A 23,546-nucleotide genomic window follows, 5' to 3' on the forward strand; every position below is an offset into this window, starting at 1 on the left:
CTAAAGCCGCGACGACGATGCCGGTTTCACCAACACCTGCGCCGGCTTGAACAAATGGCTGATGCCCATGCTCAGCAGCGGGCCGGCCAGTGCCAGGTAGGAACTATCCACGCCATACGGATTGCCCGCCAGGAACCAGCCGATGGTGGCGATCACCGAGACGATCACGCCGATGAAGGCGCCGCGCGGCGTGCCGAATTTCGGCGCATAGAAGGCCATCAGCACCAGCACGGCCAGGGTGGCGCGCAGGGCTTTGCCCAGGAAGGCGATCATCAGCAGTTTTTCCGCATACAGCGCCAGCACCAGCGGCAGCAGGCCGGCCACGACGATGGCGATGCGCAGGAACACCAGCGATTTCGCATCGTTCTTCGCCTTGTTGTACCAGGGATCATAAAAATCCTTCATGGCCAGGGTGGCCGACGCCAGCGTAGTGGCGGAAATGCCGCCGAACAGGGCGCCGGCCAGGCCGACGATCATGATGCTGGCGGAAAATGCCGGCATGTGGGCGATCAGGGTCGGGAAGGCGTCGATCGACTTCATGCCCGGGTACAGCACGGCGCTGCACATGCCGATCAGGGCCGCCATCAGGCCGAACGGTATCATCAGCGACGACACGTAATAACAGGCGCGCTTGGCCACGGCCGGGTTGTCCGTGCTGACCAGGGCCTGGATCACGTATTGCGTGGCGAAGATGGAACCGATGCCGCCGATCATCCAGGCAATGATCTGGCCCCAGCCGATCTCGACCCAGTTGAACATCTTGGCCGGCAATTGCGCCTGCAGCGCGCCGATGCCGCCGGAGGCTTCCAGCGCATATGCCAGCGCCAGGATCACGCCCAGGTACTTGACGATGGAGTGGGAAAAATTGGTGTACACCACCGAACGCATGCCGCCCAGGCTGACATAGATCACGGTGATGGCGCCCACCAGCAAGATGGCGACCGTTTTATTGATGTGCAGCACGGCCGCCAGCACGGCGCCGCCGCTGGCGTACAGGGCCACGGCAACGATACCCAGCGCGACGATGGTGAGTATCGATGCGGCATAGCGCACGGGTTCGCCATACGTCTGCGCCAGGATGCCGGAAATCGTCGACTGCCCGCTTTCCTTGTACTTTTTGACCAGCACGATGGCCAGCAACAAGAAGCCCAGCGACAGCGCCACCAGGTTCCAGGCGGCGGAAATGCCCAGCTCATAGCCTTTTTGCGCCGTGCCGATGCTGACGGAACTGCCGATGAATTCGGACAGCAGCAGCGCGCCGATCAGGTAGGCGGGATAATTGCGCCCGCCCGCCGTCATGCCCTCGGCGCTATTGGCGTGCTTGCGCACGCTGTAGGTAATGTACGACATGAGGGCGAAATAGCCCACCGTGACCGCAGCGATGATGATTAATCTGTTTTCCATTCGTCTACTCCAAGTCTGCTTTTCTTATTCTTATTTTTCAAGAAAGCTTTCCCTGCCGCATGCCGGATCTATCGGTGGCGGTGCTCAGAGGAAAGTCAAATTCCTGCCGTACCGATACGGTACAGCAAGCCTCACGCTAAAAAGGTCCGCAACTGCTCTGTAAACAAGTCCGCCGCCTCGATATTCGAGATATGCGAGGCGGGCAGGTTTACCAGGCGGGCACCAGCAATCTGCTGCTGCAGCCAGCGCCCATCGTCGATGGTGGTCACGGGATCGTGCCCGCCCACGATGATCAGGGTCGGCACGGCTATCGTGCCGACGCAGGCGTGCAAGTCCGCCTGCGCCAACGCCTCGCAGCAGGCCGCATAACCGCCCGCATCCTGATCGCGCAAGGCGTCGACCATGCGCGCCACCGTGTCCGGCGCGCGCTGGAGAAACTGCGGCGTGAACCAGCGCGCGGCGGCACTCCCGGCCACCGCCGCCATGCCGTCGCAGCGCACTTGCTCCGCCCGCAGCTGCCACGGCGCCGCGCCGCCGATACGCGCCGCCGTATTCGCCAGCACGAGCTTCGTCAGGCGCTGCGGCTGGTGTATGCCCAGCCACTGGCCCGTCAAGCCCCCCATGGAAATACCGCAGAAAGCGGTACGGGCGATATCGAGGTGGTCGAGCAGCGCCACCACGTCCAGCCCCAGTCGCCCGATGCCGAACGGCGCGCTGCCGCTGGCCGACTGGCCATGGCCGCGCGTATCGTAGCGCACGACAAAAAAGTCGCCGGCCAGCGCGTCCGCCTGCGCATCCCACATGGACAAGTCCGTGCCGAGGGAGTTCGACAGGAGCAGGCAGGGCTTGGCGCGGTCGCCATCCGTGCGGTAATGCATGCGCATACCGTTCACCTCGCACGTTTGCCCGACAGTGTCGCTGCGTATAGGCGTCATTGCATCTCTCCTCAGGAATCGTCGTCGCGCACCGACGAAGGATGGCGGCACAGCGGCATCACGTCGATTTGCATGTAGGGAAACAGCGGGAGAGAGGTCAGCAAATTATGCAGCTCGTCCACGCTGTCGACGTCAAAGACGCTGACGTTGGCGTATTGGCCGGCGATGCGCCACAGGTGGCGCCATTTTCCCTCCTGCTGCAGGCGCTGGGCCAGTTCCTTTTCCGTCTGTTTCAGCTGCGCCGCCTGCTCGGCGGGCATCGTCAACGGCAGGTTCACGTTCATGCGTACATGGAATAACATGGTTTCTCCTTTTGACTTTCTTATTGACGCTGCATGGCGCGCAGCTTGTCCGTATCGATCTCCACGCCCAGGCCCGGCCCCGTCGGCACTTGCAGCATGAAGTCGCGGTACACCAGCGGTTCGCGCAAGACTTCCTGCGTCAGCAGCAGAGGCCCGAACAATTCCGTGCCCCAGGCCAGTTCGGCAAACGTGGAACACACGTGGGCCGTGGCGGCCGTGCCGATGCCGCCTTCGAGCATGGTGCCGCCGTACAGGCCCACGCCGGCCAGGCGCGCCACGGTGGCCACCTCCAGCGCGGGCAGCAAGCCGCCCGACTGGGTGATTTTCACCGCATACACGTCGGCCGCATCGGCCTGGGTCAGCGCCAGCGCGTCGGCGGGACCATGCAAGGCTTCATCGGCCATGATGGCCACGTCAAAGCGACGCGTCAGGCGCGCCAGCGCGGCGCGGTTACCCGCCTTCACCGGTTGTTCGATCAGGTCGATGCCGCCCGCTTCCAGCGCGGCGATGCCGCGCACGGCGTCCGTCTCGCTCCAGGCCTGGTTGACATCGACGCGCACGCTGGCCCTTTCGCCCAACGCCCGCTTGATCTCCAGTACGTGGGCCACGTCGTCCATTACGTCGCGCAGGCCGATCTTCAGTTTGAAGATGCGGTGGCGGCGCAAGTCCAGCATTTTTTCCGCTTCGGCGATATCGCGCACGGTGTCGCCGCTGGCCAGCACCCAGGCCACGGGCAGCGCGTCGCGCACCCGGCCGCCCAGCAGTTCCGACAGCGGCACCTTCAGGCGGCGCGCCTGCGCGTCCAGCAGCGCCGTCTCAATCGCGCACTTGGCAAAGCGGTTGCCCTGGATGACCTTGCGCACCTTGGCCATCGCCTTGGCGACCTCGCTCGCTTGCATGCCGACCAGCAGGGGTGCGATATAGGTATCGATATTGGTCTTGATGCTTTCCGGGCTTTCGCCACCGTAGCTCAAGCCGCCGATGGTGGTCGCTTCGCCCCAGCCGGTGATGCCGTCGGCGCAGCGCAGCCGCACCAACACCAAGGTTTGTGTGTTCATGGTGGCGACGGACATCCGGTGCGGGCGAATGGTTGGCACATCGACCAGGTAGGTCTCGATATTTTGAATCATATTTATTCCGTATAATTCTGTGGAGTGGGGACACCATATGCCCCGAATGTGCCCACGTCCAACACCGAGTTGGTATCAAACCTATACCTGAAAGGTATGAAGATGGAATTACGCCATTTGCGCTACTTCGTTGCGGTCGCAGAGGAAAGGAACTTCACGCGGGCCGCCGCGCGCCTGCATATCGCGCAGCCACCGCTCAGCCGGCAAATGCAGCAACTGGAAGAAACGCTGGGCGTGGCGCTGATCGAAAAAGGCTCGCGGCCCTTGCGGCTGACGGAAGCGGGCGAGTTTTTCCTCGCCCATGCGCGACCCCTGCTCGACCAGGTGCGCGACCTGAAGGCGATGACGCAACGCGTGGGCAAGCTGGAACGCACCCTGTCGATCGGCTTCGTCGCCTCGACCCTGTATGGGGAATTACCCGATATCGTGCACCGCTATTGCGAGCGCCATCCCGAGGTCGACGTGAGCCTGCACGAAATGACGACGGTGCAGCAGCTCAAGGCCCTGAAGGAAGGCCGCATCGACGTGGGTTTCGGGCGTCTGAAAAGCGAAGACCCCAGCATCCGCCGCATCCTGCTGCGCGAAGAGCGGCTGGTCGTGGCCCTGCCGCCCGGCCACCGGCTGGCCGAGGGGGAAGGCGGCTTGCGCCTGACCGACCTGGTGCATGAAACCCTGCTCGTGTACCCGAAAGCGCCCCGTCCCAGCTTTGCCGACCAGGTGCTGGCCATGTTCAGTGTAGGCAATGTCACGCCCGGCCCCGTCACCGAAGTACGCGAACTGCAGATTTCCATGGGACTGGTAGCGGCCGGCCAGGGTATTTCCATCGTGCCCGAAAGCGTGCAGGCCATGCATCACCGCAACGTGGTGTACCGCAAGCTGGATGACAAGCATGCGTTCTCGCCCATCCTGTTCAGCATGCGGCATAGGGACCGCTCGCCGGAACTGGACAACCTCCTCGCTGCCGTGTACTCGATCTACGATGAACACGGCATCGCGCACGTCAAGGAAAGCCTGTAGCAGCTAGAGGGCAGCGTCGGCCAGCAATTCGGGACGCAGCGCGCGGATGCGCAGCTCCGTGAAATAGCCGCCCGCCTCGTTGTAGCGCAGGTAGTGGCGGCCGCAATTCAGGCAGCGGGCCACCTGGCTCAAGTTGGCGGGATAGTAACGGGGCGCGATGGGCGCATCGACGCTGTCATAGCGGGTGCCATCGGGATGGTATTCGGCGAAAGTGGGTTCCTCATACGGATCTTCGCGCAGGGTGCCGATTTCTTCAAACCGGTCCAGTTCCAGCGAAGTGGGAAGACGCTGCCAGGCGTCCAGCGGCACGGTGCAGCAGCTGCATTTTTGAGTGATACCGGCCGACGTGGCGGCCAGTGCGAACAAGGCGGGAAAGTCGATGAATAACATGCGTCAACCAGTACAAGGGTGCGGCCCTTGGCAACGAGCCTGGCCGCGCCCCTTATTCTAGCGCAGTCGCGCCCTGCCGATACGCGCGCCCCATCTTGCCAGGACCAGCTCCAGCAGCATCAGCATGCAGGCGGAAATGAGCAGCAATGGCATCAGCGCGCACATGGCGGCGGCAAGCAGCCAGGCCAGCGCGGAAGGCGAGGTCCAGGCGCCCGGTAGCAGCTTGGGCAAACCCAGCGAGCCTGGCAGGCGCCGCTTGAAAAACATCACCCAGCCCGACACCAGCGAGAACAGCACGCTGGCGCCGAACAGCAGCAACAAAGCCTGGTTCCACCAGCCGAATTCGCCCCGATGAAATGGAATGCCGATGGTGGTGGCCTTGCCGAACGCCGTCTGCGCCTCCCAGCCCGCGTAATACAGGGGCTTGCCGCTGTAGGCATCGAATTGCAGGTCGAAGCGCAAGGTGGGCTGGCTGCGATCCGCCATGGTGGCGCGCCATACATCGTCCTGGCTGGCCGGCGCCGTCAGCTGCACGGCGATGGCAGGCGCATGAATGCGCGCCACCTGCCAGGCATCCTGCCAGTCGAGCGGACCGCCCGCCCCCTGCTCGCTTGAGTGCAGGCCGCGCGGCACGGGCGGCGGCGCCTGGCCGCTGACGTCGCGCAGCGTGCGTATGCGCCCGCCCGCCTGCTGGCTCCACGTCAGGCCTGTCGTCAGGATCACGACGCTGACGATACCAAGCGCCACGCCCAGGAAAGCATGCCATTGGCGCCAGCCATTGCGGCCCCGCGCACCCCGCTTCGGCAAGCCCGATTGCGCGCCGCGCGGCCACCACAGCACCACACCCGTCACCAGCATCACCATCAGCCAGCTGGCCGCCAGCTCGATCATCCAGCGCCAGCCATCGTTTTGCAGCAGGCGCGAATGCAGCTTTTTCGCCCAGTTGCCGAAACGCTCGCTGCTCGCCAAGCTGCCCAGTACGCGTGCATCATACGGATTCACGTAGACGATGATGGCTTGCGCAGGCAGGCCGAACTTCGGCCTGGGGGGCGTGGCCGGCGCGGCATGTCCGCCATGGCCCGCATGCTCGTCCACGCCGCCGGGCGGCGCGAACGCCACCTGCACCGCGTCGTCCTGTTGAAACGGCGGTACCACGTGCTGCACTGCCCAGCCGCGCGGTGCCGTCAGTTCCGCTGCCGCCACGGCGGCGTCCAGCGGCAGCATGGATGCTTGCGGCACCACATGATCGAGGTGCTGGTACAGACGTGCCTCGATCTGCGGCGTGAATACATACAAAATGCCCGTCAGGGTGGCCAGCAGCGCAAACGGCGAGGCGATCAGCGCGGCCCAGAAGTGGATGCGCCAGTACAGGCTTTTGCGCCGTGCGATGAGAAAAGCTGCGTCGTCCATGACCATGCTCACAGTGCGTTGAAGGTATAACCCAGGCCCAGCATCACGCTGCGCGGCGCACCGGGCGTGTACTGGTTCTGGCTGTTCGGCGCATAGCTGCCCGTGCCGGCGTAACTGCTGCTGGCCGAATCGGCATAGCGTTTGTCCATCAGGTTACGCACCTGCGCCCACGCTTCCAGCCCGCGCGCAAGCTGGTAGCTGGCGCGCAGGTTCAGCAGCGCGTGGCCCTTGTATTCCACCGTGTTGGCATTGTTCATCCAGTAGCGGCCCTGGTGCACGGCTTCGAGCGCCACCCTGGCGCCGACCACGGGCTTGTAGCCGATCTCGATCGAGGTGATGTCGCGCGGCGCCTGTGGCATGGTGCGGCCGCTGTAATCGAGGCTGGACGACACCTGGTAGCGCAGATAGCGGTGGCGCGCGATGGCCGTGGCGAGGCGCGCGTCGAACGGGCCGCTGTCGTAGTTCAGCCCAAGCTCCAGGCCTTCGCTGCGCGTGCGTCCCGCATTGCGGTTTTCGCTGTTCCCCGGCGAGAGCGTATAGCTGACGATGGTATCGCGCCCGTCAAGCCGGTACAGGGCCGTGTCGAGTTTCAAGCGGCCTTGCAGGAAAGCCCAGCGCAAGCCCAGTTCATAGTTGTTGTAGACGGACGGCTGCAGGTTGGCGATGCCCGTCTTGCCATACAGCTGGCTGACCTCGGGCGGGGTAAAGCCCTGGCTGACGTTCGCATACGCGCTGCCCGCAAGGCCGAGGGCGTAGGTGGCGCCCAGCTTCGGGCTCACATGCGAAAAGCTGCGCGACTCGTCGGGTGCGCCGTAATTGACGCTGCCACCCGGCGCCAGCTTGTTGTGGTAATCGTAGCGGATGGCATCCGAGCGTCCGCCCAGGACCACGCGCGTGCCAGCCAGCGGAGAAAATTCCCATTGCGCGAAGACGGCCGTGTTCAGAATGTCCGTCTGGTAGTCGCGCATGCCCAGGGGATTGCTGGCATTGGCCAGCGTATAGCGCAGATAGCGGCCCGTGGCGGCATCGCGCACGATGGACAGGTTATCGCTGACAAAGGGATTGTCGCTCTTGTCCACATACACGCCGGCGACCAGGCGCGAACGCAGCCAGGTGAATTCCTGCTGGTGTTTCACGTCCAGCCCCAGCGAATCGACGTGGTTGTTATTGATGACGCCCTTGCACAGCATGCCCGCGCAACTGCCTATGGAATACGCGGGAATCTGCCCATGGTCATTCTTGCGCGTAAACACGGTGACGGTGCTGGTGCCATTGGCCGTCGTCGCGCCCTCCCACGCCAGATTCATGCGCGTGGTCTTGTCCTTGCGGTAGCTAAACGTGTTCAGGCTCTTGCCTCGATTGTTGCGGTAATCATTCTCGAACAGGCTGCCTGTCATGGCCGCATCGAGATCCGTGTGGACGATGGTGGCACGCAGCTGCGAGGTGGGACTGAGCGCATAGTCGGCGCGCAGCGAAAACGAATCTTTGTCGCCATAGCTGTACTCTTGCCAGTTGTCGCGCGAACGACGCGAACTGTAATGGGAAAAACGCAGTCCCAGCGGACCCCAGGTATCGCTGGCGGACGTGTCGTAGCGGGTGTAGCCGCCCACGTTGTCGCGCCGCACGCCCACCTTGGCCGTGGGCGTCGCGCTGGCGCCGGCCGTCAGGAAATTGACGGCGCCACCCACGGCATTGCTGCCGTACAGCGAGGAAGCAGCGCCCTTCACCACTTCCACGCCGCTCGCCCCCGCCATGTTCATTTCATTGAGCGAGTTGTGGTTGAAGACACCCAGTGGACGGATGGGGATGCCGTCTTCCAGGTACTGGTAGACGGCATTCGTGCCGATGGGCTGGCGAATGCTCATGCTGTGCTGCTCATTGCCCAGGTCATTCCAGTACACGCCGGCGATGCGGTTGAGGATATCGCCCATGGTCTTGGGCTTGTCGCGTTCCAGCATGTTGGCATTGACGACCCCGATGGCCTGCGGCGTCTCGGACAACCACGCTTGCGCGCGTGAGCCGGAAACGACGACGGTGTCGATGGCATGATCGGATTGCGCCTGCGCGCAGGGATAGGCCAGGGTGATGGCCACGGCCAGCACCAATAATTTCTTGTTCATGTGATTCTCGTTTAAGTGTGCGGATGCCGCCCGTCATGCCGCAAGGCAAACAGGGCAGGCATATAAAATGCAAAAACTTAAATGAGGGTGGGCGGCGCGCGCGACTGCGCTGTGGACCAGATGAACAGTGGGGATGGCGACTGGTAGTACAGGGCCGGAAAAATGGCCGTGCCGCTGGCGACGGGCAGCGGCAGCACGGGACTGGCCGGCGGCAGGCCGACGGAACCCGCATGCGTGGAACAGAAGGCGCAATGCTCCATCTGCATGGCCTTGCCGCCGGACTTGCCATCGGCGGCACCATCATCGTCAACCTGGACGAAACGGATGCCGGCCACCGAACAGATTTCGGCCCAGCCGGAGCCGGACTCCTGCTTGGCATTGGCGACGGCCTGGGAAATCGATGGCGCGAGCGCCGCCAGCAGGATCGCGAAACAGGCGATCCAGGCGGCAAAGCGGCGCGTGAACAAGGTCATTCCCATGGCCGCATTTTACCAGCGGCCGTCGGGACTGGGTAGCGAAAAGGGGCTCAGGCGGCCGGACAGGCAGCGTTGCCGTTGTCAAAAGCACGCACCACACTCGCCGTATCGGCGGCGATGCGGCCGACGGCGCGGCGGTGGCCGAGTACCAATTCATCGTAGCCTGCGCCCACCTTTTCATTGGCAACAGTGCGGCAAGTGACCACCTTGTTGCTGGCCAGCTGGCGCACGCTCCACACGGCATCGATCAGCGCATACTGGCCCATCACGGACTCGAAGCGCTGCACATTGGTGCTGATGCGGTACACGGGCAGCTTGTCCGGATGCGGCGTGCGGAACACATCGATGGCGCCCAGGTCGTTCGTCACTGCCGTCGACAGGGCCTGGCCAATCTCGCCGGCCAGCGGCCCCGCCCAGCGCTGCTGCTCCAGCAATTCGATGCGTCCCGACGGCGCCGTCACAACAAACTGGTTGCGGCTTACCTGTTGCGGCACGCTGACGGCCAGCACCTCGACATAATATTTGACGGGTTTGAGCGGCTGCGCGTCGGCACCGCCGCTGAGCGTATAGAAATGCTCGGGCTGGGGCGTGGAGCAGGCGCCCAGCAGGACGGTCGCCAGCAGCGCGGCGAAGGTTGCAAGGACAGTCTTCATCATTTTTCATCTCCTTTTTTACCGCGGATGAGGGACTCGGGATGACGTTCCAGGTAATCCGACAGGGCATTCAACGATTGCAGGGTTTGCGTCAGCTGCTGCAAGGCCTGGCGCACGTCAGACTGCAGCGGCGAATCCTTTTGCAGCACCTGTTCGGCCGTGCCGAAGGTCTGTTTCGCCGCAGTCAGGGTATCGCGCATTTCCGGCACCACCTGGCCATCGAGCTGCTTGAACAGGGTATTGGCCTGCTTGATGGTGGCGTTCAAATTGTTGCCGATCTCCGCGTACGGCACTTGATCGAGCTTGCGGGCGATGCTGGCGATCTGCGTCTGCAGTTCATCCAGGGTATTGGGCACGGTGGGCACTTCCAGCGGATATCTGTTCAAGTCCAGCACCACCTTCGGCGCTTTCGGGAAGAAGTCCAGCGCGATATACAGCTGGCTGGTGAGCAGGTTGCCCGTACGTAGCTGGGCGCGCAAGCCACGGCTGACCATGCGTTCGAGCAGCTGGTGGCCAGCCGAGCCTTCCGCATCGTCGATGGCCGTCTTGAAGCGCATGCCCAGGCGGGCAGGATACAGACTGACGGTGACGGGCATGCGGAAGTTCTTTTTCACGGGGTCGAACTCGATACCCACCGAGCGCACCTCGCCCAACACGATGCCGCGGAAATCCACCGTGGCGCCAGGCTGCAATCCGCGCAGGGACTGGTCGAAATAGAACACGGTGGTAATGGCTTCCCCATCGGGCTCGCGCATGGCGCTGGCCTCGTCGGCCGCCAAACGGAAATTGGTATCGGCCGGCGCAGGCTCCTCGAGCTTGCGGCCATTTTCCGCCTCGAAGGCGATACCGCCCACCAGCATGGCGGCCAGCGACTGCGTGTTCAGCTTGAAGCCGTTGGAATCGAGGCGCACGTCGACGCCGCTGGCATGCCACCAGCGCGCATTCTTGCCGACGAATTGGTCATACGGCGCATTCACGAACACCGACATGGTGATGCCATTGCCATCCTTGTCCAGCGCGAAGCTGACCACCTTGCCCACGCGCAAGCGGTGGAAAAACAGGGGAGAACCTACGTCGACGGAACCGAGGCTGTCCGCATGCAGGGTGTACAGCTTGCCCTTCTGGTCACCCGCCACGGCGGGCGGATTCTCCATGCCGACGAAGTTGTCCTTCTTCTGCTCCGACTTGCCCGTATCGACGCCGATGTAGGCGCCCGACAGCAAGGTACCCAGGCCCGTCACGCCACTGGCGCCGATCTGCGGACGCACCACCCAGAAGCGCGATTCGGCGGTGGCGAAACGGCGCGCCTCCTTGCTCATGTCGATCGTCACCAGCACCTTGCTCAAGTCGTCGCCGAGGGTGATGGCACGCACCTGGCCGATGTCGACATCCTTGTACTTGACCTTGGTCTTGCCCGGCTCCAGACCTTCGGCGCTCTTGAAGCTGACCGTTACCGTGGGGCCCTGGTCGAGGACGGACTTGGCCGCCAGGCCGGCGCCGATCAGCGCGGCCAGCAGCGGAATGAGCCACACCAGCGATGGCAGCCAACGGCTACCCTGTTCCACATCGGGTTCCGGCAATGGACGGCCACCCGTTTCGGCAAGGTCGCCTGCTTCTTTGTCAGACATGCTGTTCTCCAATCACTGTATTGTTTCCGGTATTTGCCACCACCACGGGTTCTTCCTCTCCCGGCACCTGCTCATCGACGGGGTCCCAGATCAGGCGCGGATCAAACTGCATCGCCGCCAGCATGGTCAGCACCACCACGGCGCCGAAGGCCAGCGCGCCGGGGCCTGCCGTGATCACGGCCAGCGACTTGAAACGCACCAGCGCGACCGTCAGGGTAACGACAAAGATGTCGAGCATGGACCAGCGGCCGATGAATTCGACCATGCGGTACAAGATGGTGCGCTGGCGCGGCCGCCAGCGCGAACGCCGCTGCGCGGTAAAGGCCAGCAGCGCCAGCACGCCCAGCTTGAGCATGGGCACGACCACGCTGGCGATGAAAATGATGATGGCCAGGCCTTTCGAGCCGCTGGTCCAGAACAGCACCACGCCGCTCATGATGGTGTCATTTTGCGCGCCAAACAGCGTGTACGTGACCATCACGGGCAGCAGGTTGGCGGGAATGTAGAGGATCATGGCGGCGATCAGCAAGGCCCAGGTGCGGTTGATGCTGTCCGGTTTGCGTACGTGCAGGGCCGTGCCGCAGCGCACGCACGCCAGGTGCTTGCCCTTGCCCAGAGGCGGCGCCACCAAGCCGCAAGCGTGACAGGGCACCACCTTCTCGCCGGGCGCGAAGGCCTTGTAGCGGATGCCGGGCAGCGCTTGACGGGTCAGGTCGTCGCCCAGGTTCCACAGGGCCTTGGGATCGAACGAAACGACGATGGCCAGCATCAGGGTCAGCGCGCCAAACGCGAACAGGCCCGGTTGCGGCAGCACCGTGGCAAGGCTGGTCATCTTCACGACGGTGATCAGGATGCCGATCATCAGCACCTCGGTCATGCCCCACTCGCGCGCCGTCTGCACGGCGCGCAGCACGCGGTTAAAGCCGGGCACCTTGACGCCGCCACGCAGGCCCAGCGCCACATACAGCAGGGAGCCCAGTTCGATGGCCGGGAAGAGGATGGTAAACAGGAACACCATGGTCGCCACCACCTGCATCTGCTCGGACCACAGCACGCGGATGGCGCCGAGCAGGGTGGCGCTGGAAGTGAGACCATTGACGTCGAGTTCGACGATGGGAAAAAACTGCGCGATCAGGAAGACCAGGGCGGCGCCCAGGGTCAGGGCAACCACCTTGGTCAGTTCGGCCGATGCGCCTCGCGCGTGGGCAGCCCGGTATAGCACCGAGCGGCAACGCAGGCAGCGCGCCTTCTCGCGGGGGCGCAGCGGACGTTTGCGGTACAGCACGCCGCAGTCGTGACAACTAATCAGCTCGTATCGGTGCACAGTGTGAAGTTTGCCGGCGCGCAAGCCCGACTATCCCATATTAATGCTAGCAATCATGACAGAGTTGGCATTTTCCTGCACCGTGGCACTATTTATTGTTGAGCGCCCAATAAGGCCTCGACCGCCCGGCCAATTTGCAGCACCCTGACATCCGCGTCCGCCAGGCCGCAAACGCCCAGTCCCACGGGCAATACGCCCTCGGCGTGGCAGGGCAGCGACAGCGCGCAGCCATTGAGAAAGTTGATCACGCTGGCATTGCGCAACACCAGGCCATTCGTGGCGAAGAAGGTGGCGTCGTCCGCTTCCAGCGGGGCGACTTCCGGTGCGAGAATAGCCACGCTGGGCATCAGCCACGCGTCGTATGGCGCCAGACGCCGCTCGGCAACGGCGATCAGGCGCGCGCGCGCATCGAGCAAGTCGAGGTAGTCCGCCGCGCCCTGCTGCTGGCCACGGCGGATGCGCGCCGCCACGCGCTGGTCGTATTGCGCGCCCTTCTCTTCAAGCAACACCCTGTGCCAGTGCCACGCTTCCGCCGCCACCAGGCCACCACCGCCATTGATACCCGGCAGCTCCAGCAATTCGGGGAAATCGAACTGCTCTACCCAGGCGCCAGCTTGCCGCAGCTTGTCCAGCGCGGCATCGAAAGCCTGCTGCACCTGCGGCTCCAGGTGCGTGCCGACGTAGTCAAGGGTAAAACCGAAGCGCAAGCCTTTCAGGGCTGGCGCCTGCGCGCCGATGTCATGGCCAGACAGCGCTGCGTACAGAATGGCGCAGCAATCGACGCTGTGGGCAATGGGCCCGGCCGAGTCGAGAGAGCGCGACAAAGGCAGCGCGCCGGCCAGCGACACGGAAGCGGCCGTCGGCTTGAACCCGGTCAAACCGCAAAAGGCGGACGGGATGCGGATCGAGCCGCCCGTGTCCGTGCCCAGCGCGCCGGCCGCCATCGTCAAGGCCACCGTCACGGCGCCGCCCGAGGTGGAGCCGCCCGCCACGCGTGCGCGGTCGTGCGGGTTGCGCGGCGTGCCGTAATGGGGATTCAAGCCCAGGCCGGAAAACGCGAATTCGCTCATGTTGGTGCGACCCAGCAGGATGGCGCCGGCCGCGCGCAGGCGCGCCACGGCACCGGCATCCGCATCGGCGGGCGGCGTGTCGGCCATCGCCAGCGAGGCGGCGCTGCTGACCTGCCCCCTGACGTCGAACAAGTCCTTGATCGAGATGGGTACGCCGGCCAGTGGCGAAGGCACCCAGCCGGCCGCGCGCGCAGCGTCGCTGGCACGCGCCTCCATCAGCGCCTGTTCGCCATCGAGGCTGACATAGGCATGGCCGCCCTGCACCCGGTGCGCCTCGGCGCGTGCCAGCATGCGCTGCGTCAGTTCCACGCTGGTGATGCGGCCGGCGGCCAGGTCGGCCGCCAGTTCGCGGATGGTCTTGCTCAGCTTGCTCATTGTCTTATCCTTCCACGGGCAGGGTTTGCACGGCATAGCGGTGCTGCAGGCGGCGCTGCAAGGCTGGATCATACAGCTCCAACTCGAACGCGTCGCCATGGCCCATCTCGCCGATGATCGGCTGCGTGCCGCAGAACATGGCGCTGCCCACGGGCAGGGTCGCTTGCCCCGTGTAGCGCAGGATCAGCTCTTGCGGCGACAGCATGCGGGTCACGGGGCCGTCCTGGTACAGGGCAGGCACGCCATCGCGCTCGCGCCAGGAACGCATCTGCAGCTGATCCCAGTGGCCGGCCACGTCGGCATAGCGCCACAGGGTATCGCCCACGGGCTTGCCGCACATCTGCTTGGACACCGTCACGCCATAGCTTTCCAGCTTGCGGTCCGTATGGTCGGAACCTATCCCCACCAGCAAGCCGTATTCGGTGGAAAACAGCACGAATTCGGCCTCGCCGGACGAATCCGTGCCCGGCACTTCGATGGCGGCATCGCTGGACAGCAGCGCCGCCGCCACGCGGTAAAACGTCGGCACGCTTTTCGGTCGCGCCACGCCGATGGCTTCCAGTTCGGCGATATGGTGTTCGACCATCGCCATGTCGCGGCCCGTCCAGCCGGCGATGATGAGGTGATCGATGTCGAAGGTAACGGGGCCGTGGCCTGCCAGTTGAAAACGCAATGTCGTCATGATGTTATTCCTCAAGGGGGCTGCGGCCTGTTTCGCGCGCCGCAAAGACTGCCGCGCCGGTGTTCAAGAGAGCTACCGCCACATATAGCGAGACGGCCATGGTGCTGTTGTACGAGCGGTACAGGCTGGCGATGACGAGGGGCGCGAAGCCGCCGCCGATGACGCCGGCCAGGGTGTAGGCCAGCGAGGACCCCGCATAGCGCACCTTGGTGGGGAATTGCTCGATGACGAAAGCCGCTTGCGGGCCATACATGATGGCGTGGATGACCAGACCCACGACGACGGCCGTGACGATGGCGGCAGGGCTGGCCGTATCCAACAAGGTGAAGAAGGCAAACGCCCATACGAGACCCAGGATGGCGCCCAGCGCATACACGGGGCGACGGCCAATCTTGTCCGACAGGGCGCCAAACAAGGGCACCGACAGCGCATTGCAAGCCGTGCCGATCATGATGGCGGTAAGCGCCAGGGTCGAGGACAGGTGCAGCACGGTGGTCACATAGGTGAGGGTGAACACCACCACCAGCGCATACAGCACGTCCGAGCCGATGCGCACGCCGCCGGCGATCAACAGACGGCGCCAATAGATGCGCAGCACGTCGCCGATCGGCGCTTCGGCCTTCGCATCCTGCTGGTCAAGCTCCTTGAACAGCGGGGTTTCCTCGATGCCGCTGCGTATCCACATGCCGAAGGCCACCAGCAGCAGGCTGGCGATGAATGGCATGCGCCAGCCCCAGTCCATGAACGCCTCATGCGGCAGCAGATAGGTGATCAGGCCGATGCAGCCCGTCGCCAGCAGGGTGCCGAACGACGGCCCCACCTGCGTCCACGAGGCGTTGCGTCCACGCTTGTCGGGCGCGCCGTGTTCGACGGAGATCAGCACGGCGCCTGCCCATTCGCCACCCAGCGCGATGCCCTGCACGAAGCGCAGCGCCACCAGCAGGACCGGGCTCCAGATGCCGGCCGTGGCATATGTGGGCAAGAGGCCCATCAGGCCCGTCGTCACGCCCATCAGCATCAGGGTAACCACCAGCACCCAGCGGCGTCCCAGCTTGTCGCCCAGGTGGCCGAAGATCACGCCGCCGATGGGGCGCGAGATATAACCGACCGCATACGTGGAAAAGGCCAGGATGGTGCCCGTTAGCGGATCGAATGAGGGGAAGAACAGATGGTTGAAGATCAGGGCGGCCATGGTGTTGTAGACGGTGAAGTCATACCATTCCAGGGTCGTGCCAACCATGCTGGCCGTGGCCAGGCGGCCCGTCTTGGGTTTTTCGGCCGGTGCGTCCGCGTGCGCGCTGATGTGCGTACGACCTTGCGCGTTGGTGTGTGTAGTCATTGTCTACCTCTCTCGTCAGTTTTTTTTCAGGCCCGGCGCAGGATGCTATGCCCTGCGCCGTGGCCCGTGTCTCGTGTTATCCGTGCCGGCAAGATGCGCGTGCCCGCCTCAGGCGGCGTGCAGGTCCGCCTCGCGCAGTTGCCAGGACAGCTGCAAGATGGCCGCCTGTTTCCCGTCGAGCCCCAGTGCCGCGCTGGCGGCATTGGCGGCCGCCACGGCGGCGCTTTCGGACGAGGCATCGATCAGGAAGATCGGATCGAGCACGCGCCCCTCCTTCTGTTCCGCCGGCAGGGGGCTGGACAGCTTCGCGTCGGGCGTCAGCAAGCGCGTGGCAATCACGCCGTCGATCTGCAGCAATGTCGTCCCCAGCGCCGCCAGGCCAGCTACCGCCTGCGCGTCCTGGCCGATGGCTTGCCCCCCCAGGCGCAGCACGGCCAGCCAGGCGCCCGTGCCCATGCCCGTTTCCGCCTCGATGGCGCAGACGCGGCGCATCGGGTCGAGCATGCGCTGCAGATTCGTCACCGACCATGGCGTCTGCTGGCCGAAGGCCTTGAAGTAGTCTGGTGTCTGGAAGGCGCCCAGCGAGTCGGTGCGGTACAGGCCCAGGTATTTACGCGGACCGCGCACGCGCTGATAGCGCGTGCCGCTGACAAAACCGGGAATGCGCACGCGCTCTTCCACATGTTCGCGGTCGTACCAGCGGTTGAAATCGAGTTCGTGCTCCGGGTCGGCGCTGGTCCAGACAAACAGGATGCCGGGCAAAGTGGTGGTGGACGTCGTCATGATGGTTCCGTTTGCGTTGTAAGTGGGTGCCAACCCAGAATAGGTGGCACGCCATCACTTGGCAAACGGGTTATTCTGAACGCGACTGATAAGTTTTTCTTGTGGGTCGCGGTGACAACGGCAATTTAATTGTCACGTGCGCGCACCGGCGCCATATTCCTCGCCCAAGCCCACGGTAAACCTGGCCGCTTCCTCGCACGCCAGCATGGCCACCAGCTGGATCGCCTCCGTGGTGATGTCTTCGCTGTAGCTGATGACGATGCGCTGCGGTGCCAGGGCGCTGGCGCAGGGTATCAGGGCGATGTTGCCCTGCTCGATTTCCTCGCGCAGGGGCGCCAGCGGCAGCACGGCGATGCCGAAGCCCTCTTTTACCAGGCGCACGATGGCGGAGATCGAGCTGACGCAGTGCACCCTGCCCAACTGCACGCCCTCGTCTTGGCACAGCGCCTTCAATGCGGAATGCGGCTGCGAGCCACGGTTCATGGTGATGATCGGGTGTTGCGCCAGTTGCGCCACCGTGAACGGCACACCCGTGTCGGGCCAGTCGGCCTTTCTGCCCGCCCAGCCCATGGCGATGGCGCCGCTGCCCGTGCTGCGGATATGGTCGCCCGTCAGCATGTCCGTCTGCAGCGCGATATCGAGCTCGCCCTGCCGCAGCTGTTCGTGCAGGCGGCGCGTCGATTCCGACGTCAATTGAATCTCGATGCCCGGATAGCGCTCCTGCACGCGCTGCAGGAACGGGATCAGCCAGGTATGCACGATGGTTTCGATGACGCCGATGCGCACCTCGCCCGTGATCTGCGCGGGCGAGGAATTGGCCGCATACATATCGCGGCACAGTTCCAGCATGCGTTCGGCGTACAAGAGCAGGTTGCGCCCGGCGAAAGTCAGGCGAATTTCACGCGCGTCGCGGTCGAACAAACGCTTGCCGAAATCCTGCTCCAGCGAGGCGATGCGGTTGGAAATGGCCGCCTGCGTGATATGCAGCTTGTCGGCCGCCGTGCGGAAGCTGCCCAGCCGCGCAGCCCAGACAAACGCTTCGAGAAAACGGGTATTCAATTTGGCTCTTCAATCAATGGGGACTCTTCTTCACAATTTCATGTCCGTCCCATTGTAAGCCAAAGCGCCCGGCCCTATTTTTCGCTTTATTTCTCGCCCAGGAAGTCCAGCAGGGTCAGTGCGACGATCTTGCTGGCCTTGCGCAAGTCGTCCAGCGCCAGGCGCTCATCGGCCTTCTTCGCGTTCGACTCGGGCACCGTGCGCGGGCCGGCGCCATACAGCACGGCAGGGATACCCCGTTCACCATACAGGCGCGCATCCGCATACAGGGGCGTGCCGACGGCGGGAATCGTCTCGCCCAGAATCGCTTGCGCATTCTTTTGCAGGCTCACGACCAGCTGCTCGGAGCCGGGCAAGGGCCGCAGCGCGTGCGACAGCAGCAGGCGGCGGATCTCGATGCGGATGCCAGGTTCGCCCCGCACGGCGTCTTCGATCAGCGCGCGCACCTGCGCTTCCACCGCCACCGGGTCTTCTTCCGGGATCATGCGGCGATCCATCTTCATGACCACCTTGCCCGGCACCACATTGGTATTCGTGCCACCATCGATACGCCCCACCAGCATGGTGGGCGAGTCGATGCCGGCCACTTTGGACTTGATCTTTTTCAGCTCCGGCAACTGGCCATAGATGGCGTTGAGGATCTTGTTGGCCGCCTGCAGGGCATCATGCCCCGTCTCCGGCATGGAACCGTGGCCCGACTTGCCGTGCACGGTGATTTCCAGCTGCAGGCAGGCGTTGTGCGCGGTGACGATGCCGTAGCTGAAACCGGCGGCAATGACGAAATCGGGCTTCGTCAGATTTTGCTCCAGCAGCCAGCCCGGTCCCAGCAAGCCGCCGAATTCTTCGTCATACGTAAAGTGCAGTTCCAGCTGGCCTTTCAAGGGAACACCCAGCGCTTCGAGCGCGCGCACGGCAAATACATAGGTGGCGAAATCGCCTTTTGAGACGGCCGTCGCGCGGCCATACATATAGCCGCCGTCGATCTGGCCGCCATACGGCGGATAGGTCCAGTTATCGCCAGGCGGCACCACGTCGCCATGCGCATTCAGCGCCACCGTCGGCCCGCCCGCCGCATACGGCCGGCGCACGATCAGGTTGGTGATGCTCTGCATGCCGTACGCTTGCACCTGATCGTTTGGGACCGCGTGTTTTTCCGCCTGCCAGCCATATGCCTGCAACAGCTGCGCCACCAGCTCCGCATGGGGCGCGTTGTTGCCGGGTGGCGTATCCGTCGGCTGCTGCACCACCTTCTGTAAGAATGCCACTTCCTCGTCGAAGTGATCGTCGATCCAGGCCGTGAGCCGTTCTGCGTGCCTTGTCATTTTGCTCCTTGCATGGTCTGTTGTAGCCAGGCGCCCAGTTCACTGCGCTCGGCGTCGGTCATATTGGTCAGGTTCCCGATCGGCATGGCTTTGAGCTCGATGGCCTGCTTGTAGATTTGCGCCGCGTGCTGGCGAATTTCCGTTTCATTATCCAGCATCATGCCGGCCGGCGCCGTGGCGAAGCCCGGTTGCGTGGGCTGTGCCGAATGGCACGTGGCGCAGCGCTGGGCGATGATGGCATGCGCGCGCTGGAACTGCGCGGCAGGGTCCACCGCAGGCGCGGCCGCCACGGGCGCTTTCGGCGCGATGGCCACTGCGACGGCCAGCAGCAGGGCCACGCCGATGGCCGGATAGCGCCACTCGACCCGGCCATTGTGGCGCAGATTGAAGAAGTGGCGAATGAAGACGCCGGCCGCCATGATCAGCGCCAGCACCAGCCAGGCATGGTCGTTGCGGTAGGTCATCGCATAGTGGTTGCTGATCATGATGAACAGCACGGGCAAGGTAAAGTAATTGTTATGCACGCTGCGCTGCTTGGCCTTCAGGCCGTGCCTGGGGTCGGGCAGCTTGCCGGCCGCCATGGCTTCGACCATCTTGCGCTGGCCGGGAATGATCAGCATCAGCACATTGGCCACCATGATGGTACCTATCATGGCACCCACGTGGATGTAGGCGGCGCGCCCGCTGAGCAAATGCGTGAGCACATACGCGGCGCCGACGATCAGCGCGAACACCGTCACGCCGAACCACAGCTCATATTGGGCCAGCTTGGAGCGGCACAGCAGGTCGTACACGGTCCAGCCGATGACGAGGGTGGCGATGCCGATGCCGACGGCCTGCCCGCTGCTGATGTCAGCCACGGCCTTGTCGATCATCATGGCCTGGGCATTGAAATAATACGCGATGGTCAAGAGCGCAAAACCGGACAACCAGGTCGAATATGCTTCCCACTTGAACCAGTGCAGTACCTTTGGCAGTTCGGCGGGCGCCACCAGGTATTTTTGCGGGTTGTAGAAGCCGCCGCCATGCACGGCCCACAATTGCCCCGAGACGCCCTTCTTCTCCAGCTCGGAGCCAGGCGCGGGCGGGCGGATCGAGTTGTCGAGCCAGACAAAATAAAAGGAAGCACCAATCCAGGCGATGCCCGTGATGACGTGCAGCCAGCGGACGATCAGGTTCAGCCACTCCAGGCCGTACGGAATCAAGTAGGCAAATACTTCCATAAATTTCCTCTAGTCAGACCGAACCCATATTCGTGCCAATCTACACAAGATAAACGGATTTATCGCCCATCACATGAAAAATATCGTATATTTGACATATTCAAATCGATATACAACAGAGCCGCCGCCACATGTCCAGCCTGCCACAACACCTCGACCTGCACCTGATCCGCATCCTCTATCTGCTGCTGGTGGAAAAGAATGTCTCGCGCGTGGCGCTCAAACTCAATCAGCCGCAACCCTCGATTTCCGCCTCCCTGCGCAAGCTGCGCGAACTGACGGGCGACCCGCTGCTGGTGCGCGGCGCGCGCGGCATGGTGCCCACCCAGCATGGCGAAAGCCTGCTCAATCCGGCCAAGCGCATCCTCGACCAGACGGAAAGCCTGTTCGTCAAGAAGACGCCGTTCGTGGCGCAGGAAGAGGCGCGCACCTTCCATATCGCCGCGCCCGACTACCTGGACAGCCAGTTCCTGCCCAATGTGGTGGCCCAGCTGCGCCGCGGTTCGCCGAAGAGCCGCGTTGTGCTGCATAGCCTGGGACCGGGCATCGACCATATCCGCCAACTCTCCGATGAAGGGCTGGACCTGGTCATCGCCAACTGGGACGAGCCGCCCGCCCACCTGCACATCTCGAAACTGTTCGAAGACCCCATCATCTGCGCCATGCATGCGGAAAACGCCTATGCGCGGCGCACGGCCAGCGACGCCATGACCCTCGACGATTATCTGAGCCTGCCCCACGTGGCGCCGTCGCAGATGATGCCCGGCTACCACGGCGTGATCGATTCCTTCCTCGAAAGGAAAAACCTGCAGCGCAACGTGGTGGTCGAATCGGCGTATTTCGGCCTGATCCCCTACATGCTGACACAAACGGACCTGGTGCTCACCACGGGTCGGCAGTTCATGCGCTTCTATGAAAAAACCCTACCGCTGAAAACGTATACCGTGCCCTTGAAATTCCCGCCCATGCGCTTTTACCAGCTGTGGCACCAGCGCGTGCACCAGGCGCCCGAACACAAATGGCTGCGCGACCAGGTCAGCGCGGCTGCCAAGGCGCTGGTGCAGCGATAGCCGCTATCAGCACGCGCATATAATGGAGGCAGGCACGGGGCGCTATCATCACCGCTTGCATGATCGGAAAACCATGACCACCCTTTCAGACCTGAACGCCGGCAGCCAGGCCGATTTTATCGCGCACCTGCACGGCATCTATGAACACTCGCCCTGGATCGCCCAGCGCGCGGCCCCCGCCCGGCCGTTCGGCAGCCTGACGGCACTCAAGGCGGAACTGCAGCGCGTGCTGGCGCAAGCCTCGCCCGAAGAGCAGCTGGGGTTGATACGCGCCCACCCGGAGCTGGCCGGCAAGGCCGCTGTCGCGGGACAGCTGACGGCCGAGTCGACGCGCGAACAGGCCAAGTCCGGCCTGAACCTGTGCAGTCCTGATGAATTTATCACGCTGCAGCGCCTCAACAGCGAGTACAACGCCAAATTCGGCTTTCCCTTCATCCTGGCCGTCAAGGGCCCGACGGGCGAAGGCCTGACGCGCCAGGACATCATCGCCACGTTTGCCCGGCGCCTGAAAAACCGCCACGCCGATGAAGTGGCCGAATCGCTGCGCCAGATCAAGCGCATCGCCGAGCTGCGCCTGAACGAGCTGTTCGATGTGCGCCTGGACTTCGGCCCGACCATCATGCAGCAGGCCGAAACCTTGGCTGACTGGAGCGACAGCGATTACAACCTGACCTGCGCCTACCTGACGCCGGCGCACCGGAAAACGGCCGCGCAGCTGGCCAACTGGATGCGGGAGGCGGGCATGCAGGTGCACATCGATGCCGTCGGCAATGTCGTCGGCCGTTATTTGTCTGACGTACCCGACGCGAAAACCCTGATGACGGGATCGCATTACGACACGGTGCGCAACGGTGGCAAGTACGACGGCCGCCTGGGCATCGTGCTGCCGATCGCCGTCGTTCGCCATCTGCACGAACGGGGCGAAAAGCTGCCCTTCCACGTCGAAATCGTCGGCTTCGCCGAAGAGGAAGGCGTGCGCTTCAAGAGCACCTTCCTGGGCAGCACGGCCGTCACGGGCAAGTTCGACTTGTCGCTGCTGGAACAATGCGACACAGATGGCGTGAGCATGCGCGAGGCGCTGGCCGCCGCCGGCCATGAAGCTGCTGCCATCGGCGCCATCGCGCGCGATCCCGCCGACTTGCTCGGTTATGTGGAAGTGCATATCGAGCAGGGCCCCGTACTGCTGGAGCGCGACCTGCCGCTGGGGATCGTCACGGCAATTGCCGGCAGCTCGCGTTACCTGGTGACTCTTGGCGGCGTGGCCAGCCATGCGGGCACCACACCCATGAATATGCGCAAGGATGCCGCCAGCGCGGCGGCCGAAATCATCCTGTTGGTGGAGCAGCGCTGCAACCAGGGCGTAGCGCTGGTGGGCACCGTGGGCCAGCTGCAGGTGCCCAACGGTTCCGTCAACGTGATCGCCGGCGCCTGCACCCTGTCGCTCGACATCCGCGCAGCCAGCGATGCGGTACGCCAGGCCGCCGTCGACGACATCCTCGATGGCATCGCCGGCATCTGCGCGCGGCGCCAGATCGACTACCAGCTGGAACTGCTGCTGTCGGCGATTGCGGCGCCGTGCGCTCCATGGCTGATGGCGCAGCTGGCGCAGGCCGTGGAATCCGTCGGCATCGAACCATACGCGCTGCTGTCGGGCGCCGGCCACGACGCCATGGCCATGGCCGCCATCACCGACGTGGCCATGCTGTTTACCCGCTGCGGCAATGGCGGCATCAGCCACAACCCGCTGGAAACCATGACGGCAGACGACGCCGACATCGCGGCGCGCGCGCTGCTGGCGTTTTTGCGCAACTTCCAGCCCAAGCCCTGAGTGAGG

Annotated in this window: 21 protein-coding genes; 3 read left to right on the top strand and 18 right to left on the bottom strand. The window is 63.9% G+C overall.

Going from position 1 to position 23,546, the window contains the following annotated elements; translation table 11 throughout:
• The 4 genes from CSZ94_RS05225 to CSZ94_RS05240 form a co-directional block, all read right to left on the bottom strand.
• On the bottom strand, window positions 1-1,404 hold the full coding sequence (locus CSZ94_RS05225) for a sodium:solute symporter family protein (protein ID WP_102120536.1): 1,404 nt from the start codon (window positions 1,402-1,404) through the stop codon (window positions 1-3).
• Window positions 1,405-1,535: 131 nt separating this feature from the next.
• On the bottom strand, window positions 1,536-2,339 hold the full coding sequence (pcaD, locus tag CSZ94_RS05230; RefSeq protein WP_219725973.1) for a 3-oxoadipate enol-lactonase: 804 nt from the start codon (window positions 2,337-2,339) through the stop codon (window positions 1,536-1,538).
• Window positions 2,340-2,350: 11 nt separating this feature from the next.
• Entirely contained in the window at window positions 2,351-2,641 is a 291-nt protein-coding gene (catC, locus tag CSZ94_RS05235; RefSeq protein ID WP_102120538.1) for a muconolactone Delta-isomerase, read from the bottom strand.
• Between the two features lie 20 nt (window positions 2,642-2,661).
• Window positions 2,662-3,771: a muconate/chloromuconate family cycloisomerase gene (locus CSZ94_RS05240; protein ID WP_102120539.1), complete on the bottom strand. Its 1,110-nt coding sequence runs from the start codon at window positions 3,769-3,771 to the stop codon at window positions 2,662-2,664.
• 102 nt (window positions 3,772-3,873) lie between these two features.
• On the opposite strand from CSZ94_RS05240, the gene CSZ94_RS05245 reads away from it, so the two are divergent.
• Window positions 3,874-4,788 carry a LysR family transcriptional regulator gene (locus CSZ94_RS05245; RefSeq protein ID WP_102120595.1) on the top strand — a complete coding sequence of 305 codons (915 nt, stop codon included), beginning with the start codon at window positions 3,874-3,876 and terminating at the stop codon, window positions 4,786-4,788.
• Between the two features lie 3 nt (window positions 4,789-4,791).
• Here the strand turns inward: CSZ94_RS05245 and CSZ94_RS05250 are convergent, their stop codons facing one another.
• From CSZ94_RS05250 to CSZ94_RS05315, 14 genes are all read right to left on the bottom strand, one after another.
• Entirely contained in the window at window positions 4,792-5,178 is a 387-nt protein-coding gene (locus CSZ94_RS05250) for a hypothetical protein (RefSeq protein WP_102120540.1), read from the bottom strand.
• 57 nt (window positions 5,179-5,235) lie between these two features.
• The gene (locus tag CSZ94_RS05255; RefSeq protein ID WP_102120596.1) at window positions 5,236-6,588 is read right to left on the bottom strand and encodes a PepSY-associated TM helix domain-containing protein; all 1,353 of its coding nucleotides are present in this window, start codon (window positions 6,586-6,588) and stop codon (window positions 5,236-5,238) included.
• An 8-nt stretch (window positions 6,589-6,596) separates the two neighbouring features.
• On the bottom strand, window positions 6,597-8,708 hold the full coding sequence (locus tag CSZ94_RS05260; protein WP_258000787.1) for a TonB-dependent receptor family protein: 2,112 nt from the start codon (window positions 8,706-8,708) through the stop codon (window positions 6,597-6,599).
• A gap of 77 nt (window positions 8,709-8,785) precedes the next feature.
• Window positions 8,786-9,187: a DUF2946 domain-containing protein gene (locus CSZ94_RS05265; protein WP_258000788.1), complete on the bottom strand. Its 402-nt coding sequence runs from the start codon at window positions 9,185-9,187 to the stop codon at window positions 8,786-8,788.
• 47 nt (window positions 9,188-9,234) lie between these two features.
• The gene (locus tag CSZ94_RS05270) at window positions 9,235-9,840 is read right to left on the bottom strand and encodes a PqiC family protein (RefSeq protein WP_258000789.1); all 606 of its coding nucleotides are present in this window, start codon (window positions 9,838-9,840) and stop codon (window positions 9,235-9,237) included.
• Window positions 9,837-11,465, bottom strand: coding sequence for a PqiB family protein (locus tag CSZ94_RS05275; RefSeq protein WP_102120542.1), 1,629 nt, complete (start codon window positions 11,463-11,465; stop codon window positions 9,837-9,839). The genes CSZ94_RS05270 and CSZ94_RS05275 overlap by 4 nt, the downstream gene beginning before the upstream one ends.
• Window positions 11,458-12,789, bottom strand: a complete 1,332-nt coding sequence (locus CSZ94_RS05280) for a paraquat-inducible protein A (RefSeq protein ID WP_102120599.1) — start codon at window positions 12,787-12,789, stop codon at window positions 11,458-11,460. The genes CSZ94_RS05275 and CSZ94_RS05280 overlap by 8 nt, the downstream gene beginning before the upstream one ends.
• A 92-nt stretch (window positions 12,790-12,881) precedes the next feature.
• Complete coding sequence (locus CSZ94_RS05285; RefSeq protein WP_102120543.1) at window positions 12,882-14,234, bottom strand: amidase; 1,353 nt, start codon at window positions 14,232-14,234, stop codon at window positions 12,882-12,884.
• A 4-nt stretch (window positions 14,235-14,238) separates the two neighbouring features.
• Entirely contained in the window at window positions 14,239-14,916 is a 678-nt protein-coding gene (locus CSZ94_RS05290) for a DUF2848 domain-containing protein (RefSeq protein WP_102120544.1), read from the bottom strand.
• A gap of 4 nt (window positions 14,917-14,920) precedes the next feature.
• Window positions 14,921-16,255 carry an MFS transporter gene (locus CSZ94_RS05295; protein ID WP_102120545.1) on the bottom strand — a complete coding sequence of 445 codons (1,335 nt, stop codon included), beginning with the start codon at window positions 16,253-16,255 and terminating at the stop codon, window positions 14,921-14,923.
• Window positions 16,256-16,363: 108 nt separating this feature from the next.
• Window positions 16,364-17,038, bottom strand: coding sequence for a DUF4286 family protein (locus CSZ94_RS05300; RefSeq protein ID WP_102120546.1), 675 nt, complete (start codon window positions 17,036-17,038; stop codon window positions 16,364-16,366).
• A 132-nt stretch (window positions 17,039-17,170) separates the two neighbouring features.
• Window positions 17,171-18,097 carry a LysR family transcriptional regulator gene (locus CSZ94_RS05305; RefSeq protein ID WP_102120547.1) on the bottom strand — a complete coding sequence of 309 codons (927 nt, stop codon included), beginning with the start codon at window positions 18,095-18,097 and terminating at the stop codon, window positions 17,171-17,173.
• Between the two features lie 86 nt (window positions 18,098-18,183).
• Window positions 18,184-19,419, bottom strand: a complete 1,236-nt coding sequence (locus CSZ94_RS05310) for a M20/M25/M40 family metallo-hydrolase (RefSeq protein ID WP_102120548.1) — start codon at window positions 19,417-19,419, stop codon at window positions 18,184-18,186.
• Window positions 19,416-20,642, bottom strand: a complete 1,227-nt coding sequence (locus CSZ94_RS05315; RefSeq protein ID WP_102120549.1) for a urate hydroxylase PuuD — start codon at window positions 20,640-20,642, stop codon at window positions 19,416-19,418. Before CSZ94_RS05315 ends, CSZ94_RS05310 begins: the two co-directional genes overlap by 4 nt.
• A gap of 131 nt (window positions 20,643-20,773) precedes the next feature.
• Between CSZ94_RS05315 and CSZ94_RS05320 the strand changes: the two genes are divergently transcribed.
• Together CSZ94_RS05320 and CSZ94_RS05325 are read left to right on the top strand one after the other, a co-directional pair.
• Window positions 20,774-21,712: a LysR family transcriptional regulator gene (locus CSZ94_RS05320; protein ID WP_102120550.1), complete on the top strand. Its 939-nt coding sequence runs from the start codon at window positions 20,774-20,776 to the stop codon at window positions 21,710-21,712.
• Between the two features lie 73 nt (window positions 21,713-21,785).
• Window positions 21,786-23,540 carry an allantoate amidohydrolase gene (locus tag CSZ94_RS05325; RefSeq protein ID WP_102120551.1) on the top strand — a complete coding sequence of 585 codons (1,755 nt, stop codon included), beginning with the start codon at window positions 21,786-21,788 and terminating at the stop codon, window positions 23,538-23,540.
• The last annotated feature ends 6 nt before the right edge of the window (window positions 23,541-23,546 follow it).

This window comes from Janthinobacterium sp. ROICE36 (assembly GCF_002869965.1).
Lineage (GTDB): Bacteria > Pseudomonadota > Gammaproteobacteria > Burkholderiales > Burkholderiaceae_D > Janthinobacterium.